Below are 18,320 nucleotides of genomic sequence, written 5' to 3' on the forward strand. Positions count from 1 at the left end.
TCACGGCACCCGGGGGCGATTCCGACCGGCGGCCCGGGCTGGACGGCCGGCCGCGACCGGCAGCAGACGGACCCGGCCGAGGCCCAGCAGGAGCAGGGGATCGAGGTACTCGTCGCCCCGGCGCAGGCCCCAGTGCAGGCAGGCCGATCCGGCAGCCGCGCAGCCCGGGTGCCCCGACAGCAGCACGCCGAGCGGATCGCCCGCCCTGACCGCGTCCCCGGCCGCCAGTCCCGGCCGCACCGGTTCGTAGGTGGTGCGTAGTCCGTTGGCATGGGCGACGCTGACCAGCGGACGGCCGGCCACCATGCCAGCGAAGAACACCACGCCGGGCCCGGCCGCCCGAACCGTGGCACCGGGCGGGGCGGCCAGGTCGACGCCTCGGTGCCCGGCCGCCCAGGGCTGCGGCGGCGGGTCGAACCGGCGGACGACCCGGGGCACTCCGTCGAGCGGCCACCGGAACCGTCCGGGCACCGGAGCCGACCAGTGCGGCAGCCTGGCGGTCGGTCGCTGCGACCTCGCCCACGCCGGGCTCGCGGTCGAGACCACCGCCACCGGCTCCCCGCCCCGAACAGCGATCGAGCCCGGAGCCGCAGTATCCCCGACCGACCCACCGATCGGGGTGGCGGTATCCCGGACCGCCCTGCCGGTCGGGGCGGCGTCGGACCGGGCGGGTGGCAGTGTCAGGGCCAGTAGTAACACCGAAAGCAGGATCGCCGGTCCCCCGCCGTGCCATCTCCTCGTCATGGTCGTGCAGCGTCGCGGCACCGCGTGCTCCCCGCAACGCCCCGAACCGCGCCCTGTGTACAACTACCACGGCTGTGGAAAACGCCCGGATACCCCGATGATCTGCTATGCCGCCCCGGGCGACCGCCCCGGAGACGACACAACCCCCGCCGCCGCCGTCGCGTCGCGCAGGCCGGGCCGGTGGCGGCAGGGACGGCAGCACCGCTGGAGCGGGAACTCCGTCCAGAGCACGAAACCCCGGACGCCGGTTGAGGTCCCAGCGACCCGCCGAGGCTTACCGTCCGGCCGTGACCTGGGCCGGCTCCGGGTCCGGTCACCCGGCTCGCCTAGGCTGGACGGCCGGAGGCGGGACCCCGTACATCCCCCGGATCGAGGAGGAGCGGCGATGACCACAGTGGAGGACGCGAGTCGGCCTTCCCGGCTGGCCGACCCCGACGAGGGCATCAGCATCGAGGAACTGGGGCTCGCCGCGCGCAACCACGCACTGCCGCTGGAGGCGCTCCGCTATGACGTCACCCCGGTGGGCCTGCACTATCTGCTCATCCATTACGACATCCCGGACCTGGACGCGGGTCGGCACCTGCTGACCGTCGACGGACGGGTCGAGCGCCCGCTGACCCTCGATCTCGCCGCCCTGCGGGAGCGGCCCCGGGTCACCCGGCGGGTCACCCTGGAGTGTGCCGGCAACGGTCGGGCCCTGTTGACGCCCCGGCCGGTCAGCCAGCCGTGGCTCTCCGAGGCGGTCGGCACCGCCGAATGGACCGGCACGCCACTGGCGCCGCTGCTGCGCGAGGCGGGGCTCGCGGCGGACGCCGTCGACGTGGTGTTCACCGGCGCCGACCACGGGGTGGAGCGCGGCGTCGAGCAGGACTACCAGCGTGGGCTTCCGGTCTCCGAGGCGCTGCGCGAGGAGGTGCTGCTGGCGTACGAGATGAACGGCGCCCCGCTGCTCCCCCAGCATGGCGCCCCGCTGCGCCTGGTGGTGCCCGGCTGGTACGGCATGGCACACGTCAAGTGGCTGACCCGGATCACCGTGCTCGACCGGGAGTTCGACGGCTACCAGAACGCCGTGGCCTACCGGCTCCGTACCTCCGCCGACGACCCGGGTGTTCCGGTGACCCGGATCGAGCCCCGGGCACTGGTCCAGCCGCCCGGCTTTCCGGACTTCATGTCCCGGACCCGGGTGGTACGCCCCGGACCGTGCACCGTGGAGGGCCGGGCCTGGTCCGGGTACGCTCCGCTGACCGCCGTCGAGGTGACCACGGACGGGGGTGTCAGCTGGGCTCCCGCCACCCTCGACCCGGCCACTCCAACGGGGCACCTAGGCAACGACTCGGGTCCGGGTGCGGGTTCGGTGGGGCGGCGGTCGCCGGAGTCGGCTCCGGACGGGCCGGTCGTCGACGAGCGCTGGGCGTGGCGCCGCTGGCGGTACGAGTGGTCGGCGACCCCGGGCCGGTACACGCTCGGCGCGCGGGCCACCGACGCGTCCGGGCGTACTCAGCCGATCGAGCAGCCGTGGAACCGGGGTGGGTTCGCGAACAATCTGGTCCAGCGGGTGGCGGTCGTGGTCACCGCAGAGCGGTAGGCCAGTTCCGCCAGGTGCCGGATCCGAGGACCACCGGAATGCCGACGATCAACCGCCGAATCCAGAATCAGCGGGAAGGGAGATGTCCGGCTTTTCGAGTTCTTCGACGTTGACATCCTTGAAGGTCATTACTCGGACATTTTTCACGAAGCGCGCCGGTCTGTACATATCCCAGACCCAGGCGTCGTGCATTTCGACCTCGAAGTAGACCTCACCGTCGGAGTTGCGGACGTGCAGGTCAACCTGGTTCGCCAGATAGAACCGCCGCTCGGTCTCCACGACGTAGGAGAACTGGCGAACGATGTCGCGGTACTCCCGATAGAGCTGGAGCTCCATCTCGGTCTCGTACTTCTCGAGATCTTCCGCGCTCATCCCACTCCGCCTTCCATGGCCACATCTTCCCCCACCAACGTCGACGGCCGAAGCCGCTCGCCCAACGCCACGCCGACGGTACCCCCTGCCCGGCCCCCGTGCGCCATCGACTCGATCCCACCGAGGTGCGCCGGGCGCCGGGAGCGCGGCGGCCGGCCGACCCGGCCGGAGACGGTCGCGACATTGACGTACGAGAAGCGATGTTCCGGGCACGGGCCGTGACGCTCCAGCGCGGCGCTGTGCTCGGCGGTGATGTATCCCTTGTGCTCGGCGAAACCGTACCCGGGATGCTGGTCGTCCAGCTCCACCATGATCCGGTCCCGGGTGACCTTGGCCAGCACGCTCGCCGCCGCCACGCAGGCGGCGACCTGGTCGCCCTTCCAGACGGCCAGCCCCGGCACGCCCAGCCCGTCCACCCCGAACCCGTCGGTCAGTACGTAGTCCGGCACCAGGGCGAGCGAGGCCAGCGCCCGGCGCATCGCCGCCAGGTTGCACACGTGCAGCCCTCGGGCGTCCACCTCCGCGGCCGGGACGACCACCACGGCGTACGCCAGCGCCCGGGCCACCACCTCGGCGTAGATCCGCTCCCGGGCGGCCGGGGTGAGCAGCTTCGAGTCGGTCAGCCCCTCGATCTCGCCGCGCCGGCCGTCGGGCAGCACCGCCGCGGCGGCCACCAGCGGACCGGCACAGGCTCCCCGGCCGGCCTCGTCGGCCCCGGCGACGTGCGGGAAGCCGCGTCGCCGCAGGGCGCGTTCCATGGCGTAGATGCCGCCCTCGCGGCGGATCACCGTGCGGGGTGGGGTCAGCACCGCTGCTCGCTCTCCAGCGCCCGGCGAAGCAGCTCGGGCAGGTCGGTCGGATAGAACCGTTCCGTGGTCCGCTCCAGCTCGTCGATCGACCACCAGTGGTGGATGTCGATCGTGTCCCGCTCCTCGGCGTCGAACCCGGCCGTGTCCACCGCAAAGGCGGTGACCCGGACGAGGAAGAACTGCTGTTCCTGCCGGTACCACTGGCCGCCGAAACTGAACTCGGTGACCTCCTGCCGGATCGGCTCGCCGAACTCGGCCGGGGGCAGCCGCAGCCCGGTCTCCTCGGCCAGCTCGCGGGCGGCCCCGGCCGCCGGTGTCTCGTCCGGATCCAGCCCGCCGCCCGGGGTGAACCAGTAGCGGCGTTCGGGGCGGGCCGGATCCCAGCCGCGGAACAGCAGCACCCGGCCGTCGGCGTCGACCAGGAGCACCCGGGCGGCCTGGCGTGGGGTGAACACGGTCACCCGGTCAGCCTAGCCGCGCCGGTGCCGGACCCGCCGCCGGCCACGGGCCGACGCGGGCGCGGTCAGCCCTGCGGATCGGGAATCGCGCCGTAGGAATCGGGTACGGAGAGCCAGGTGGCCCGGCCGACCGGCCAGAAGACGGTGAACGCCCGCCCCACCACCGACCCCTCCGGAATCGTGGCCACCTGGATGTCCTTGCGGCTCTGCTGCCAGTGCTCCAGCGAGTCACCGGAGGCGGAGCGGTGGTCCCCCATCACCCAGAGCCGCCCGGCCGGTACGGTGATGTCGAACTCCTCGTCGGCGGCCGGATCCCGCACCCCGTTCTCGGTGAAGATGTACGGCTCGTCCAGCGACTGCCCGTTGATCATCAGTCGGTCCTCCGGGTCGCAGCAGACCACCCGGTCCCCGCCCACTCCGATCACCCGCTTGATGAAGTCCTCACCCTCCGGGTTGCCGGTCCACTGGGTGGGTGCCTTGAAGACGATGATCTCGCCCCGGTGCGGCGACCGGAAGTCGTAGACCAGCTTGTTGACGAGCACCCGGTCGTAGATGTCGAGGGTGTGCTCCATCGACGGCGACGGGATGTAGAAGGTCTGTAGCACGAACGCCCGGACCAGCACCGCGACCAGCACGGCCACGCCCACCAGGATGGGCAGCTCCCGCCAGAACGAATTGCGGGGCTTGGACTTGTCGGTCTGCTCGTCAATCACGGGTGGAGCCTACGATGCCGAGTCCCGCGAGAGCGCCGGGAACGCGCGGTAACGAGTAGAGAGCCCAAGATTGGCATCGCAATTGCTGTTTCTCCCGTGTTCGCGCTGTTCTGCGGACTGTCGGCGGGCGGTTCCCCGGAGGCGGGCGCCGCCGCCGGTCTCGGCAGTTTGTCGAAGGTGTCGGGCACCGGCAGTGAACTCCAGTGGCCGAACGGCCAGACGACCACGAAGGCCCGGCCGATGACGTTCTCGATCGGCACCGGGCCCTGGCAGCGGGCGTCCTGCGACACCAGCCGGTGGTCGCCCATCACGAAGATCTGGTCGGCCGGGACCACCACCTCGTCGAACCGCCGCGACCGGCATTCCTGGCGGTTGGGCGGAACGTCCAGTGGGGAGTTCTCCAGCACGTACGGCTCGTCGATCGGGGCGCCGTTGACGGTGACCCGACCCTGGTCGTCACAGCACTGCACCCGGTCGCCGGGGAGTCCCACCACCCGCTTGATGAAGTCCTTCTCACCCGGCCGACTCACCCCGACCAGGTCGCCGATGGTGCGGCCCAGCTTGGCCACGAACCCCGGATCGGCCTCCTCGCGGACCTCGGGCGCCCAGGCCGCCGTACCGCGGAACACCACGATCTCGCCACGGGTCGGGTCGCGCACGTCGTAGACGATCTTGTTGACCAGAACCCGGTCGCCGATCAGCAGGGTGTCCTCCATGGACCCCGAGGGGATGAAGAACGCCTGGAGCAGGAAGGTCCGGATCAGGACCGCGAGGCAGAACGCCACGATCAGCAGTAGCGGAAGCTCCTGCCACAGTGGCATCTGCTTGCGCGTGCGGCGGGATCGTCGGGCCCGACGACGCCACGGTTCGACATCGTCCTCGTCGTCCACCCTACGCACCACGCAACTCCCCGGTCCCGAGATACAGCGCCATCACCCACTGCCTGGACGACGGGCACCGCGAGCGGAAGCGCGGCGGTGACGGGCGACCCCGGCAGTCGCCGGGGTCGCCGAGTCTCGCGTCTGCCCGTGTGGCCAGCGTAGTCGGCGTTGGCCGGGTCGGCACCCCGCGATCGGCGTCGGTGCGGTCAGCCGGGAGGTCAGCCGACCCGCTTCTCGCGCTTCTCCTTGATCTTGGCCTTCTTGCCGCGCAGCTCACGGAGGTAGTAGAGCTTGGCCCGGCGTACGTCACCACGGACGACGACCTCGATCCGGTCGATACCCGGGCTGTTGATCGGGTACGTCCGCTCGACCCCGACCCCAAAGCTGATCTTCCGTACGGTGAAGGTCTCCCGCAGGCCCGCCCCGTGGCGTCGGATGACGACACCCTCGAAGACCTGGACCCGGGACCGGCTGCCCTCGATGACTCGGGCGTGCACCTTGACGGTGTCACCGGCCCGGAAATCGGGCACGTCGGTCCGCTGCGACTGGGCGTCGAGGGCGTCCAGGGTGTTCATCGCTGCATCCTTGAAGGCTCACGGCGCACCGGGCGTCGGCGCGCGGATGGGTAATTCTGATCTCCACGGCAGGGTCCGGCACGGCAACCCCGGCGGAGATCCTCGCAGCCGACCGTGGCACGGGCGACTGCGGCAACCCCCCTACTTTGCCATATCGTCGGCCGGAGGCTGAAATCCGGCCCCGGCCAGGGCGGCGACGTCCCGTTTGTCCAACCGCTCGGCCGGCAGCACGGCGAGCATGTCGGGCCGGCGCCGGGCCGTCCGGACCAGCGCCTGGTCGCGCCGCCACCGGGCGATCCGGCCGTGGTCACCCGAGCGCAGGATCTCGGGTACGTCCAGTCCGCGCCAGCTCGGCGGTTTGGTGTAGACCGGCGCCTCCAGCAGCCCGTGCGCGTGCGACTCCTCGGCGAGCGAGTCGGCGTTGCCGAGTACCCCGGGCAGCAGGCGGGTCACCGCCTCCATGATCACCAGTACCGCCACCTCGCCGCCGAAGAGCACGTAGTCGCCGAGCGAGACCTCGGTCACCGGCATCCGGGTGCCGGCGTGCTCGAGGACCCGCTGGTCGATCCCCTCGTACCGGCCGCAGGCGAAGACGAGGTGCGACTCGGCGGCCAGCTCGTGCGCCATCGCCTGGTCGAACCGGACCCCGGCCGGGGTGGGCACCACCAGGCGCGCCCCGGACTCCTCGCCGGGCGGTACCAGGCTGTCCAGCGCCTCTCCCCACGGCTCGGGCCGCATCACCATGCCGGGCCCGCCACCGTACGGGGTGTCGTCGACCGTACGGTGCACGTCGTGCGTCCAGGCCCGCAGGTCGTGCACGCCGACGTCGAGTACGCCGGCCGCCCGGGCCCGCCCGATCAGCGAGAGCCCCAGCGGAGCGAGGTACTCGGGGAAGATCGACACCACGTCGACGCGCATCTGCGGAGGGCCCCCTCGACGGTTCCCGGTTACCGGTTACCGGGCAGGTCAGACGACGACAGACATGCGGACCCGGCTCACAGGTCCAGCAGGCCGGGCGGAGCGTCCACGACCACCCGACCGGTGGCCAGGTCCACCTCCGGGACGATCGCCTTGACGAACGGGATCAGCGCGGTACGCCCCTCGGGGCGGCGCAGCACCAGCAGGTCGGAGGCGGGAGCGTGGTCGATCCGGGCCACCTCGCCGAGCGACTCGCCGGCCGGGGTGACCACCGCGAGCCCGATCAACTGGTGGTCGTTGAACTCGTCCGGGTCGGCCGGCGGCGGCACCTCCGCGCTGTCCACCCAGAGCAGGGTGTCGCGGAGCGCCTCGGCCACGTCGCGGTCGTAGACACCGTCGAAGGTGACCAGCAGCCTGCCCTGGTGCCACCGGGTGGCCTCGACGGTGAGCCGGTCGGGCACCCGGACCAGCTCGCCGTGCCCGGTGACCGGGGGCGGCGCCGTCGGGCCGGTGCCGGATGCCGCCGGGTCGGTGCGCAACACCGCCCCGGCGGCGAACCGTGTCTCGGGATCGTCGGTCCGCACCTCCACGGTCACCTCACCGCGAATGCCGTGCGGACGGCCGATCCGGCCGACGATCAGGAGCATCGGGATCCGCGGGTCAGTACGAGTCGACGATGTCGACGCGTACCCCACGGCCGCCGATCGACCCGATCACCTGGCGCAGCGCCTTCGCGGTACGGCCGGAGCGGCCGATCACCGTACCCAGGTCCTCGGGGTGCACCCGCACCTCCAGGCGCTTGCCGCGCCGGGAGTCGACCATCCGGACCCGTACGTCGTCCGGGTGGTCGACGATGCCCTTGACCAGGTGTTCGAGCGCCGGCCGGAGCGCCACGTCAGGCCTGCTCGCCGGAGTCCGCACCGGCCTGCTCCTCGGTCTTCGGGGCCTCGGTCTTCGGGGTCTCAGCGGGTGCCGCCTTGGCCGCCTTCCTCGCCGGCTTGGCCGCCTCGGTCAGCCCGGCCGCCGCCTTCGCCTCGGCCTCGTAGGCCGCCGTGCGGTCGACCCGCTCCGGCGCCACCAGCAGCGGCGGCGGGGCCGGCAGGCCCTTGAACTTCTGCCAGTCGCCGGTCTTCTCCAGCAGGCGCTGGACGGCCTCACTCGGCTGGGCGCCGACAGAGAGCCAGTACTGCACCCGGTCCGACTTGACCTCGATCACCGAAGGGTGCTCCTTCGGCTGGTAGATCCCGACGAACTCGATCGCCCGACCGTCGCGCTTGGTACGCGAGTCGGCGACGACGATGCGGTATTGCGGGTTGCGGATCTTACCCATCCGCAGGAGCCGGATCTTTACGGCCACAGTGTGTTCGCTCCTGTTGCGATTCTCACCGTCCCGGACACGGGCGGTGCGCGGGTGAGAGCCGACCGGCACAGTGGGGTTGAGCCGGGGACTGCTCGATGGACTGGCGACGCGCCCGGGTTAGAGGGCGCCGGACGCGCGCCGGATACCAGCGACCCATTGTGCCAGATCCGGCCCGGGTACCTCACACCGGCCGGCAAACTCGCCGACCGGACCCACTCCCGGTGATCATGACGACGCCACGATCTGCCGATCACGGCTGTGCGAGCGCCGCTGCCGCTCAGCCCTTGACGGCGCCCTGGAGGCCGCCGACGATCTGCTTCTCGGCGAAGGTGAAGAAAAGTAGTGCCGGCAGCATCGCCAGCGAGGTGAAGGCGAGAATTCCCGCCGTGTCGGAGGTGTATTGACTTGAGAAGTTCTGCACCCCGAGGGGCAGGGTGTGCAGATTGACGTCGCCGAGCACGAGCAGCGGCAGGAGGAACGCGTTCCAGCTCGCCACGAACGCGAGGATGCCGACCGTGACGAGCGCGGGCCGGGACAGCGGCAGCACGATGAGCCAGAGGAAGCCGAGCCGACCCGTACCGTCGATCGCGGCGGCGTCCTCCAGCTCGCGGGGGATGGCTGCCAGGAAGGGACGCAGGATCACGATCGTGAGCGGCAACGCGAAGGCGACCTGCGGGAGGATCACCGCGTAGTAGGAGTTGATCAGGTTCAGGTCGCGCAGCATGAGATAGAGCGGCAGGATCGCCGCCCCGGCCGGGAAGAGCAGGCCGAGCGTGAAGAAGGTGTAGAGCGCCTCACGCCCCCGGAAGGTGTACCGGGCCAGCACGAACGCCGCGCAGACCCCGAGCACCACGACGCCGAGCGTCGTACCCAGGGCGATCACCGCGCTGTTCAGCGCCTGCCCCCAGAAGTCGCTCTGGGTCAGCACCCGGACGTAGTTGTCCCAGACCCAGGGGTCGGGCAGCCCGGCCGGGTCGGCGACGATCTGCGGGGTGGTACGGAAACCACCGACGATCACGTAGACGACCGGAGCGATCGACACCGCCGCGACCGCGAGCGCCAGCGCATAGGTGAGCGGGCTGCCCCACGACACCGGGCGGCGCTTGGACGGTGGGGGCAGGACAGCGTTCGCGGCCACGGTCAGTTCACCCTTCCGGTGATGGCGCCCTGGATGTCGCGACGAAGGAGGAACCGCTGGAACAGCAGCGCCGCGACGAAGGAGATGACGAAGAGGATCACGGCCACCGCGTTGCCGTAGCCCCAGAGCCGGGCGAAGAAGCCGTTGTCCACCATGTACGTCGCCATGGTGGCCGACGCGCCGAGCGACCGCACGGCGGGTACCGAGGTCACCCAGATCACGTCGAAGACCTGCAACGAACCGATCATCGACAGGAACATCCAGATCCGGATCGTCGGGCCGAGCAGCGGGAGCGTGATGTGGCGCTGGATCTGCCACCAGCTCGCGCCGTCGATCTCGGCGGCCTCGGTCAGCTCGTGCGGCACGTTCGACAGGCCGGCGAGCAGCAGGATGATGGCGAAGCCGACGTACTTCCAGGTGAGGACGATGAGCAGCGTCCAGATGACGACGTCGAGGTCGGCGAGCCACGCCTGCACCAGGCTGCCCAGTCCGAGCGACCGCAGCAGCGCGTCGACCGTCCCGCCGTCGGTCAGGATCAGCTTCCACATGATGCCGACGGTGACCTCGGCGAGCACGTAGGGCACGAACACCAGCAGGCGGAACACGGTGCGCCCGCGGAAGCGACGGTTGAGCAGCAGGGCGATCCCGAGCGCGATCGGACCCTGGATCAGCAGCGACCCGACCACGATGATGGCGTTGTTGCGCAGCGCGTCGAGGAAGATCGGGTCCTGGAAGGCGAGCACGTAGTTGTCGAGGCCGACGAACTCGGTGGGCGGTCCGACCCCGCGCCAGCGGAAGAGGCTGTAGTAGACCGCGAAGCCCATCGGCACCAGTACGAACATCACGTAGACGATCACCGCTGGCGTGGTGAGCCCGATGATCTCGTACCACTTGCGGCGGGTCTCGGCCGCGCGGGAGGACGACCGCCTCCGGGCGGGCCGGACACCCGCCGGCGGCGCGGATGCGCCACCGGCGGGGTTCAGGGTGGGGTTGGAGGCGGTCACTTGCGTGCGGCTGCCTTCATCGCGTCGACGACCTTCTCGGGGCTGCCGCTGCCGGCGAAGATGGCGACGATCGCGTCGTTCATCGCGTTGCCGACCGTGCTGCCGAAGGCCGTGTCCAACCAGAGCTGTACGTAGGTCGCGCTCGACGTGGCCTCCAGGATGGACTTCAGGGCCGGGTCCGCGACGCCGCTCTCCGCCCCCTTGGCGACGGGCAGGCCGGTGCCGGTCGCGGCGTAGCCCGTCTGCACCTCGGGGCTGACGAGGTACTTGAGGAACTCGACGCACTCGGCCGGGGCGTTCTTGGCACAGGCGAACCCGTCACCACCGCCGAGGGCCGCCTTCGGGTCACCCGCCGAACCGGTGATCGCCGGTACCGGGAACCAGCCGAGGAACTTGGCCAGCGCCGCCTTGTCCTCGGCGACGGTATCCAGGGTGCCCTTGTTCCAGTCGCCCATCAGCTCCATCGCGGCCTTGCCGTTGGCGAGCAGACCGTTGGCGCTGGTGGGGTCGTTCTGGCCGGGCGTGGCGATGAAGTTGGGCTGGAACGGGTTGGTGCCGATGAAGGTCTTCAGGTCCTGACCGGCCTTCACGAAGCACGGATCGTCGAAGACGGCCTCGGTGGATGCCTTCTTCAGGGTGTCGACCGAGCAGGCGCGCAGCGCGAAGTTGTACCACCAGTGCGCGGCGGGCCACTTGTCGCCGGCACCGAGGGCGATCGGGACGACGTTGATCGCCTTGAGCTTGTTGACCGCGTCGTTGAGCTCGTCGAACGTGGTCGGTGGGGCGGCGATGCCCGCCCGCGCGAACATGTCCTTGTTGTACCAGATGCCTTCGATGCCCATCCGGTACGGCAGGCCGTACTGCTTGCCGTCCACCGCCCAGATCTCGGCCGCGCTGCCGATGTTGCCGACCTCCGTCTTGACCTGGTCGGTGACGTCCTTGAGGTAGTCGGCCTCCACCTGCTCGCGCATCTCGCCGCCGCCCCACGCCTGGAAGATGTCCGGCGGGTCGCTGGTCAGCAGCGCGGCGGGGAGCCGGGTGCGCTGGAGCTGGTTGGTCTCGATCGCCTCGATCTGGATCGTGACGGTCGGGTGGAGTCCGGAGAAGTCCTTGGCGACCTTCTCCCAGTAAGTCTTGCCGGGTCCGTCCTGCGAGGCGTTGTGCCACCAGGTCAGGGTCACCGGGTTCTTGTAGAGCTCGTCCTCAGCGGGCGCTTCGTCGCCGCCGCCGCTACATCCGGCAGCAAGGAGTGCGCTGGTCGTAAGCAGCGCCAGGGCGGTGCCCGCGCGGCCCTTCATCGCCATCGATTGTCTCCTCGACTAGTCAGTCGCGGTACTCACCTGAACGGCGAGTTTTACAGCCACGTAACTCGGTGTCAACCGTTGTCGATAACGTTTTCGACTCCCCTGTCACGGGGTGCTCCCGGCCCTTTATCATCGTCGGCGTGGCGTTTCCGCAGCGTGTCAAGATGTCGGACGTGGCCCGTACGGCCGGCGTCTCGGTGGCAACCGTATCCAAGGTGGTAAATGGCAGGTACGGCGTGGCACAGGCGACCGTGGAGCGCGTCCAGCAGGTCATCCACCAGCTCGGGTACGAGGCCAGCCTCGGGGCACAGAGCCTGCGCAGCCACCGCACCAACGTGCTGGGGATCCTGGTCGCCGAGTTCGAGCCGTTCTCGACCGAACTGCTCAAGGGTGCGTCCAGGGAGGTCGCCGGCACCGGCTACCAACTGCTGGCGTACTCCGGCGGCGACGGCGACCACACGGCCATCGGCTGGGAGCGGCGGTCGCTGGCCCGGCTCTCCGGAACGCTCATCGACGGAGCCGTGATCGTCACGCCGACCGTGGTCGAGACCAACCAGGGCTTCCACGTCGTGGCCGTCGACCCGCACACGGGCCCGTCCGGCCTGCCCACCGTCGACTCCGACAACTTCGCCGGCGCCGTACTCGCGACCAACTACCTGCTGTCGCTCGGACACCGTCGGATCGGGCACATCAGCGGGCGCTCCGACCTGGAGTCGGCACGCCTGCGCGAGGCCGGGTTCCGCAAGGCGATGGCCGACGCCGACGTACCGGTGGACGAGCGACTGGTCCGGGTCGGCGGGTTCCGGATCGAGAGCGCCGCCGGTACCGCCGCCGAACTGCTCGCGCTCCCGGACCGGCCGACCGCGGTCTTCGCCGGAAACGACCTCTCCGCGATCTCCACCCTCGACGTCGCCCGGAACATGGGACTCCGGGTGCCCGACGACCTCTCCGTGATCGGCTTCGACAACGTACCGGAGTCGGCGCTGGTCAACCCGCCGCTGACGACGATCATGCAACCGTTGCAGCGGATGGGTGCCGAGGCGTTGCGCCTGCTCATCGACCTGATCGGCGGCGTGGAGCGCGACACGCACATCCGGCTACCCACCGAGCTGGTCGTCCGGGCGTCCTGCCGCACCTACGGCCCTCCCCTGCGACCGGGCCCGCTCGCCGCCGACGCCGCGCCGACGGGCGGCTGAACTCGCGGCGCAGCTCGCGATCCGGGTCGATCCCGGACCTCCCGGTTCAGCCGTCGTACCTCGCGATCCGGGTCGATCCCGGGGCTGCCGGTTCAGCGTGCGGGTGGGCGGTCCCAGCCGGGCGGCAGGTCCGGCGGGGTCCAGGCCGGGTCGGGGACGAAGTCGCACCAGGTGCCGTCGAACGGGAACTGCGCCGCCTCGGCGATCTTGATCACCCGCTCCCCCTCGGCCCGTACCGCGGCCGGGTCCGGCACCCAGTAGTGCTCCGGCAGGGCGAGCCGCTCGGCGAACTCGTCCTCGTCCTTCCACTGCCAGGTGTGGTCCGGCCAGACCACCACGTCGAGGTCCTGGTCCAGCACGTCGACGCCGGCGAGTATGCCGTCGTCCCAGCGGACGCCGTGCTCCTCGAGGTTGACGTACCAGTTGGCGAACTGGTCCGCCGCGTCCCGGAAGAACCAGACCGAGTGGTTGGCACCGGTCGGCAGGAACTTCAGCACCGGCGGCCCGGCCCAGGTGGCGACCCGCAGCCGGTACGTCGAGGCGACCCACTCGGTGAACGGCATCGTCCGCATCCCGCGACCGTCCGCGGTGACCTCGCTGGCCACCTGGGTGCCCCGGGCGACCCAGAGCAGCAGACCACGGTCGTCGTCGCTGACCACCCGGGCCGGCCGGACCCAGCCGATCCGGCCCCGCCGCACGTTGCGGTGCACGATGACGCGGCCCGGTGCGAAGCGCATCCCGGTCACGCCGTCCTGCTCCGCTGCGCCATGTGGCTGTCCGGCCGGTCAGTAGGAGCGTGCGAGGATGGCGGTCAGCTCCGGCTCGTCCTCCGAGTCCGGCACCGAGCCGTCGGCCCGGCGCAGGCAGCGCACGGTCACGGCCTTGGCGTTCGCCTCGGCCTCACCCTCGGCCCCGACCGCCGACCACGGCACCCGGGCCCAGCCGGTGGCCGCCGCCTCGATCGCCTCGGCCAGCGTCTCCACCGAGACGGTGTGCGACTCGCGCCGGGCCAGCGCCTCGTCGTAGAGCGTCTTCTGGTCGGCGTCGAGCGCGGCGAGTACCCCGGCGACCACGTCCGGCACCGGGACCGGGGTCTTGGCGCCGGTGGTCCGGCGGACCAGCACCGCGTTACCGGCGGCCAGGTCGCGGGGACCGAGTTCGACGCGTACCGGATAGCCCTTGAGTTCGGCGTCGACGGCCCGGCGGCCGAACGGGGTGTCCACCCGGTCGTCGAGGGCGACCCGGACCCCGGCGTCGCGCAGCGCGTCGCAGAGCTTCGCGGCGGCCTCGGCGACGCCGTCGCCGGCCTTGACCACCATCACGTACGCCTGCACCGGCGCCAGCCTCGGCGGCACCCGCAGCCCGTTGTCGTCGCCGTGACACATGATCAACCCGCCGAGCATCCGGGTCGAGCTGCCCCAGGAGGTGGTCCAGGCGTGCTCGACGCTGCGCTCGGCCGACGTGTAGGTGATGTCGAAGGCGCGGGCGAAGTTCTGCCCCAGCTCGTGCGAGGTGCCCATCTGGAGCGCCTTGCCGTCACCCATCATGCCTTCCAGGGTGTAGGTGCGGGTGGCACCGGCGAACCGCTCCCGGGCGGTCTTCAGCCCGACCAGCACCGGGATGCCGAGCACCCCGACCATGAAGTCCTCGTAGACCTCGTGCAGGATCTTCCGGGCGTACGCCCGCGCGTCGGCCTCGTCGGCGTGCGCGGTGTGCCCCTCCTGCCAGAGGAACTCGCTGGTCCGCAGGAAGACCCGGGGCCGCAGCTCCCAGCGCACCACGTTGGCCCACTGGTTGAGCAGCAGCGGCAGGTCGCGGTAGGAGTCGACCCACTTCGCCATGAACTCGCCGATCACCGTCTCGCTGGTCGGCCGCACCACGACCGGCTCGGCGAGCTGCTTGCCGCCACCGTGGGTGACCACCGCCAGCTCGGGCGAGAAGCCCTCGACGTGCTGCGCCTCCCGGCGCAGGTAGCTCTCCGGGATGAAGAGCGGGAAGTACGCGTTCTCCGCGCCGGCGAGCTTGATCCGGGCGTCCATCTCGGCCTGCATGCGCTCCCAGATGGCGTAGCCGGCCGGTCGGATGACCATGGTCCCCCGCACCGGCCCGTTGTCGGCGAGCTGCGCCTTGGCGATCAGGTCCTGGTACCAGCGGGGGAAGTCCTCCGCACGGGGAGTGAGCACGCGTGCCATGAGGGCACATCTTAGGCGTCGACACCGGAGCCGACGCGCCCGGCCCGCTGCCGCGCGCCCACCGTCCCCGCCGTCCCCGACGCCCCACGGCCTGGACGGGCTCGACGAGACGCGGCGCGGGCGGCCCCGGGGTTCAGCGCAGTACCCGGCCGCGCAGCACGATGCGCTCCGGTGCGCGTACCACCCGCAGGTCGGTGCGGGGGTCGGTGGGGTAGACCACCAGGTCGGCGAGGCCGCCCTCGACCAGGCCGGGGAAGCCGAGCCAGTCCCGGGCCCGCCAAGAGGCGGCGGCCAGCACGTCGACCGGGGACATCCCGGCCTGCTCGTGCAGCAGCAGCATCTCCTCGGCGGCCAGCCCGTGGTCGATCCCGCCGCCCGCGTCGGTGCCGACGTAGATCGGCACCCCGGCCTCGTACGCCGCGCCGACCACCGCCGGGAAGTTGTCGCGGAGCGCGAGCATGTGCTTGGCGTACCCCGGGAACTTCGCGGCGGCCCGCTCGGCGATCTCGCCGAAGGTGGCGATGTTGATCATCGTCGGCACCAGCGCGGTGCCGCGCCGGGCCATCTCGTCGACGAGTTCGAGGCTGACGCCGGTACCGTGCTCGACCGAGTCGACCCCGGCCCGGACCATCACCTCGACCGCGGCCTCGGAGAAGGTGTGCACCGCCGCCCGGGCGCCGGCCGCGTGCGCGGCGGCCACCGCGGCGGCCACGGTCTCCGGCTCCCAGGACGGCGCCAGGTCGCCGACGTTCCGGTCGATCCAGTCGCCGACCAGCTTGACCCAGCCATTGCCGGCCCGGGCCTGCGCGGTCACCGCCGCCGGCACGTCGGCGGGCTCGACCTCCACCGCGAGGCCCCGCAGATAACGCTTGGGCGGCGCGACGTGCCGGCCCGCGCGGGCCAGTCGCGGCAGGTCCGGCTCGTCCTCCAACTCCGGGTACGGGAACGGCGAGCCGGCGTCCCGGATCGCCAGTACCCCGGCGTCCCGGTCGATCCGGGCCAGTTCGCGGGCCTGGTCGAGGGAGGTGATCGGCACCGACCCGGGGGCGATGCCCGGATGGCAGTGCGCGTCGACCAGACCGGGCAGTACGAAGCCGCGATCGACCACCGTCACCGCCCCCGGGACCGGGGTGAAGGTGACCCGGTCACCGACCAGCCACAGGTCGCGGACCTCGTCGTCCGGGAGCACGACCCCTCGTACGTGCAGCGCCATGGGCACATTCCTACCCGATCGGGATCGGCCCGCCCGCCGCACCCCGGCATGCCCCGCCGAGGATCACGCCCCGGACACCGGTGACACCGCCCCGGCCGCGCTCGACGTCACGCCCCGGCCGCGCTCGACGTCACGCCTCGGCGCGGCCCCGCAGGCCAGCCCACGCGCACGCTCTCTGCCACTATCACTTCTCGTTCGGGCGCTTGCCGAGCTTGTTGAAGTCGAGCTTCGGCAGCTTGAAGCCGGGCGGCAGGCCCTGGCCGCCCTGGAGCGCGTTCGGGTCCAGCCCCGGCGGCAGCTGCGGCATGCCGGCCGGGAAGCCGCCGGCCGGACCGCCGACCCGGGGCCGACCGCCGCCCTTGGTGCCCTTGCGCTTGTTCTTCGGCGACTTGGTCGCCTTGCGCCGGCCGCCGGGCAGGCCCATCATGCCGCCCATCTGCTTCATCATCTTCTGCGCCTCGGCGAAGCGGTTGAGCAGTTGGTTGACGTCCATCACGGTGACCCCGGAGCCGGTCGCGATCCGGGCCCGCCGCGAGCCGTTGATGATCTTCGGGTTGGTCCGCTCGCCGGGGGTCATCGACCGGATGATCGCGGTGACCTTGTCGAAGTGCTTGTCGTCGACCTCGGCCAACTGGTCCTTCATCTGCCCCATCCCGGGCATCATGGCCAGGACGTTGGCGATCGGGCCCATCCGGCGTACCGCGATGAGCTGGTCGAGGAAGTCCTCCAGGGTGAACTGCTCGCCGCCCATCAGCTTGGCGGTCATCTTCTCTTTCTGATCGGCGTCGAAGGCCTGCTCGGCCTGCTCGATCAGCGTGAGCACGTCACCCATGCCGAGGATCCGGCTGGCCATCCGGTCCGGATGGAAGACGTCGAAGTCGGTCAGCTTCTCGCCCGTGGAGGCGAAGAGGATCGGCTGACCGGTGACCTGCCGTACGGAGAGCGCGGCGCCGCCACGCGCGTCACCGTCGAGCTTCGAGAGCACCACGCCGGTGATCCCGACGCCGTCCCGGAACGCCTCGGCGGTGCGTACCGCGTCCTGACCGACCATCGCGTCGATCACGAAGATGACCTCGTCCGGGTCGACCGCGTCCCGGATCGCGGCGGCCTGCGCCATCATCTCGGCGTCGATACCGAGCCGGCCGGCGGTGTCGACGATGACGATGTCCCGGGCGGCCCGGCGGGCGTGCTCGATCGACGCCTTGGCGACCTGGACCGGGTCGCCGACCCCGTTGCCCGGCTCCGGCGCGAAGACCTCCACCCCGGCCCTGCCGCCGAGCACCTGCAACTGGTTGACCGCGTTGGGGCGCTGGAGGTCGGCGGCGACCAGCAGCGGCTGGTGCCCCTGCCCCTTCAGCCAGCCGGCCAGCTTGCCGGCCAGGGTCGTCTTACCCGAGCCCTGGAGGCCGGCGAGCATGATCACCGTCGGGGGCTGCTTGGCGAACTGCAACCGGCGACCCTCACCGCCGAGTACGGCGACGAGTTCCTCGTGGACGATCTTGATAACCTGCTGGGCCGGGTTGAGCGCCTGCGACACATCGGCGCCCCGGGCCCGCTCCTTCACGCTGTTGATGAAGGACTTGACCACGGGCAGGGCGACGTCCGCCTCCAGCAGCGCCAGCCGGATCTCCCGGGCGGTGGCGTCGATGTCGGCGTCGGTGAGGCGACCCTTGCCACGCAGCTTGGTGAAGATCCCGGACAGGCGGTCACTCAAAGTGTCAAACACGGCGCAGCATCCCGTTTGTCGTATTTACCCGAGCATGGCATGGCCGAGACACGGGTGCCCGGCCACCGCAAGGGTAGCCGCCCACATCCCCCGCCGCCTCCGCCCTGCCCGACCCGGGCGATGGGCTGGCCG

20 protein-coding genes are annotated in these 18,320 nt (G+C 71.1%); 2 read left to right on the forward strand and 18 right to left on the reverse strand.

What is annotated here, in order from left to right:
- Positions 1 to 699: a murein hydrolase activator EnvC family protein gene (locus tag Pma05_RS16970; protein WP_239312502.1), complete on the reverse strand. Its 699-nt coding sequence runs from the start codon at positions 697 to 699 to the stop codon at positions 1 to 3.
- A gap of 430 nt (positions 700 to 1,129) precedes the next feature.
- Here Pma05_RS16970 and Pma05_RS16975 point away from each other — a divergent pair, with 430 nt between their 5' ends.
- Positions 1,130 to 2,329 carry a sulfite oxidase gene (locus Pma05_RS16975; RefSeq protein WP_203858384.1) on the forward strand — a complete coding sequence of 400 codons (1,200 nt, stop codon included), beginning with the start codon at positions 1,130 to 1,132 and terminating at the stop codon, positions 2,327 to 2,329.
- A 48-nt stretch (positions 2,330 to 2,377) separates the two neighbouring features.
- Here Pma05_RS16975 and Pma05_RS16980 read toward each other — a convergent pair whose 3' ends face one another.
- From Pma05_RS16980 to Pma05_RS17040, 13 genes are all read right to left on the reverse strand, one after another.
- On the reverse strand, positions 2,378 to 2,701 hold the full coding sequence (locus Pma05_RS16980) for a DUF2469 domain-containing protein (protein ID WP_007075222.1): 324 nt from the start codon (positions 2,699 to 2,701) through the stop codon (positions 2,378 to 2,380).
- Positions 2,698 to 3,510: a ribonuclease HII gene (locus Pma05_RS16985; protein WP_203858385.1), complete on the reverse strand. Its 813-nt coding sequence runs from the start codon at positions 3,508 to 3,510 to the stop codon at positions 2,698 to 2,700. Before Pma05_RS16985 ends, Pma05_RS16980 begins: the two co-directional genes overlap by 4 nt.
- Positions 3,504 to 3,971 (reverse strand): NUDIX hydrolase, encoded by a 468-nt coding sequence (locus Pma05_RS16990; RefSeq protein WP_203858386.1) that lies wholly within the window; start codon positions 3,969 to 3,971, stop codon positions 3,504 to 3,506. Before Pma05_RS16990 ends, Pma05_RS16985 begins: the two co-directional genes overlap by 7 nt.
- Positions 3,972 to 4,033: 62 nt before the next feature.
- Complete coding sequence (lepB, locus tag Pma05_RS16995) at positions 4,034 to 4,681, reverse strand: signal peptidase I (RefSeq protein ID WP_203858387.1); 648 nt, start codon at positions 4,679 to 4,681, stop codon at positions 4,034 to 4,036.
- Positions 4,678 to 5,580: a signal peptidase I gene (lepB, locus tag Pma05_RS17000; RefSeq protein ID WP_372441491.1), complete on the reverse strand. Its 903-nt coding sequence runs from the start codon at positions 5,578 to 5,580 to the stop codon at positions 4,678 to 4,680. The genes lepB (Pma05_RS16995) and lepB (Pma05_RS17000) overlap by 4 nt, the downstream gene beginning before the upstream one ends.
- A gap of 200 nt (positions 5,581 to 5,780) precedes the next feature.
- Positions 5,781 to 6,137, reverse strand: coding sequence for a 50S ribosomal protein L19 (gene rplS, locus Pma05_RS17005; protein ID WP_203858388.1), 357 nt, complete (start codon positions 6,135 to 6,137; stop codon positions 5,781 to 5,783).
- Positions 6,138 to 6,278: 141 nt separating this feature from the next.
- The gene (gene trmD / locus Pma05_RS17010; RefSeq protein WP_203858389.1) at positions 6,279 to 7,055 is read right to left on the reverse strand and encodes a tRNA (guanosine(37)-N1)-methyltransferase TrmD; all 777 of its coding nucleotides are present in this window, start codon (positions 7,053 to 7,055) and stop codon (positions 6,279 to 6,281) included.
- Between the two features lie 77 nt (positions 7,056 to 7,132).
- Positions 7,133 to 7,702, reverse strand: a complete 570-nt coding sequence (rimM, locus tag Pma05_RS17015) for a ribosome maturation factor RimM (RefSeq protein ID WP_203858390.1) — start codon at positions 7,700 to 7,702, stop codon at positions 7,133 to 7,135.
- Between the two features lie 13 nt (positions 7,703 to 7,715).
- Complete coding sequence (locus Pma05_RS17020; protein ID WP_199853371.1) at positions 7,716 to 7,976, reverse strand: RNA-binding protein; 261 nt, start codon at positions 7,974 to 7,976, stop codon at positions 7,716 to 7,718.
- A complete protein-coding gene (gene rpsP, locus Pma05_RS17025; protein ID WP_203858391.1) occupies positions 7,951 to 8,412 on the reverse strand; it encodes a 30S ribosomal protein S16 in 462 nt (153 codons plus the stop codon). The genes Pma05_RS17020 and rpsP overlap by 26 nt, the downstream gene beginning before the upstream one ends.
- A 280-nt stretch (positions 8,413 to 8,692) precedes the next feature.
- Positions 8,693 to 9,559, reverse strand: a complete 867-nt coding sequence (locus tag Pma05_RS17030; protein WP_203858711.1) for a carbohydrate ABC transporter permease — start codon at positions 9,557 to 9,559, stop codon at positions 8,693 to 8,695.
- Complete coding sequence (locus Pma05_RS17035) at positions 9,556 to 10,557, reverse strand: carbohydrate ABC transporter permease (RefSeq protein WP_203858392.1); 1,002 nt, start codon at positions 10,555 to 10,557, stop codon at positions 9,556 to 9,558. Before Pma05_RS17035 ends, Pma05_RS17030 begins: the two co-directional genes overlap by 4 nt.
- On the reverse strand, positions 10,554 to 11,861 hold the full coding sequence (locus Pma05_RS17040; protein WP_203858393.1) for an extracellular solute-binding protein: 1,308 nt from the start codon (positions 11,859 to 11,861) through the stop codon (positions 10,554 to 10,556). The genes Pma05_RS17035 and Pma05_RS17040 overlap by 4 nt, the downstream gene beginning before the upstream one ends.
- 140 nt (positions 11,862 to 12,001) lie before the next feature.
- On the opposite strand from Pma05_RS17040, the gene Pma05_RS17045 reads away from it, so the two are divergent.
- Positions 12,002 to 13,057, forward strand: a complete 1,056-nt coding sequence (locus Pma05_RS17045; RefSeq protein ID WP_239312505.1) for a LacI family DNA-binding transcriptional regulator — start codon at positions 12,002 to 12,004, stop codon at positions 13,055 to 13,057.
- Between the two features lie 92 nt (positions 13,058 to 13,149).
- On the opposite strand, the gene Pma05_RS17050 is transcribed toward Pma05_RS17045, so the two are convergent.
- From Pma05_RS17050 to ffh, 4 genes are all read right to left on the reverse strand, one after another.
- Entirely contained in the window at positions 13,150 to 13,794 is a 645-nt protein-coding gene (locus Pma05_RS17050) for a ribonuclease FAU-1 family protein (protein ID WP_203858712.1), read from the reverse strand.
- 48 nt (positions 13,795 to 13,842) lie between these two features.
- A complete protein-coding gene (proS, locus tag Pma05_RS17055) occupies positions 13,843 to 15,249 on the reverse strand; it encodes a proline--tRNA ligase (RefSeq protein WP_203858394.1) in 1,407 nt (468 codons plus the stop codon).
- 133 nt (positions 15,250 to 15,382) lie between these two features.
- Positions 15,383 to 16,462, reverse strand: a complete 1,080-nt coding sequence (locus Pma05_RS17060) for an amidohydrolase family protein (RefSeq protein ID WP_203858395.1) — start codon at positions 16,460 to 16,462, stop codon at positions 15,383 to 15,385.
- Between the two features lie 184 nt (positions 16,463 to 16,646).
- Positions 16,647 to 18,188, reverse strand: coding sequence for a signal recognition particle protein (gene ffh / locus Pma05_RS17065; protein WP_203858396.1), 1,542 nt, complete (start codon positions 18,186 to 18,188; stop codon positions 16,647 to 16,649).
- Positions 18,189 to 18,320 lie beyond the last annotated feature (132 nt).

It is taken from the genome of Plantactinospora mayteni (assembly GCF_016862935.1).
GTDB classification, from domain to species: domain Bacteria; phylum Actinomycetota; class Actinomycetes; order Mycobacteriales; family Micromonosporaceae; genus Plantactinospora; species Plantactinospora mayteni.

Excerpts from the sequence above, each read along its gene's own strand:
- Pma05_RS16975 (WP_203858384.1), top strand. The coding sequence starts at position 1,130 with ATGACCACAGTGGAGGACGCGAGTCGGCCTTCCCGGCTGGCCGACCCC.
- Pma05_RS16980 (WP_007075222.1), bottom strand. The coding sequence starts at position 2,701 with ATGAGCGCGGAAGATCTCGAGAAGTACGAGACCGAGATGGAGCTCCAG.
- rplS (WP_203858388.1), bottom strand. The coding sequence starts at position 6,137 with ATGAACACCCTGGACGCCCTCGACGCCCAGTCGCAGCGGACCGACGTG.
- trmD (WP_203858389.1), bottom strand. The coding sequence starts at position 7,055 with ATGCGCGTCGACGTGGTGTCGATCTTCCCCGAGTACCTCGCTCCGCTG.
- rimM (WP_203858390.1), bottom strand. The coding sequence starts at position 7,702 with ATGCTCCTGATCGTCGGCCGGATCGGCCGTCCGCACGGCATTCGCGGT.
- Pma05_RS17040 (WP_203858393.1), bottom strand. The coding sequence starts at position 11,861 with ATGGCGATGAAGGGCCGCGCGGGCACCGCCCTGGCGCTGCTTACGACC.
- Pma05_RS17050 (WP_203858712.1), bottom strand. The coding sequence starts at position 13,794 with ATGCGCTTCGCACCGGGCCGCGTCATCGTGCACCGCAACGTGCGGCGG.
- proS (WP_203858394.1), bottom strand. The coding sequence starts at position 15,249 with ATGGCACGCGTGCTCACTCCCCGTGCGGAGGACTTCCCCCGCTGGTAC.
- Pma05_RS17060 (WP_203858395.1), bottom strand. The coding sequence starts at position 16,462 with ATGGCGCTGCACGTACGAGGGGTCGTGCTCCCGGACGACGAGGTCCGC.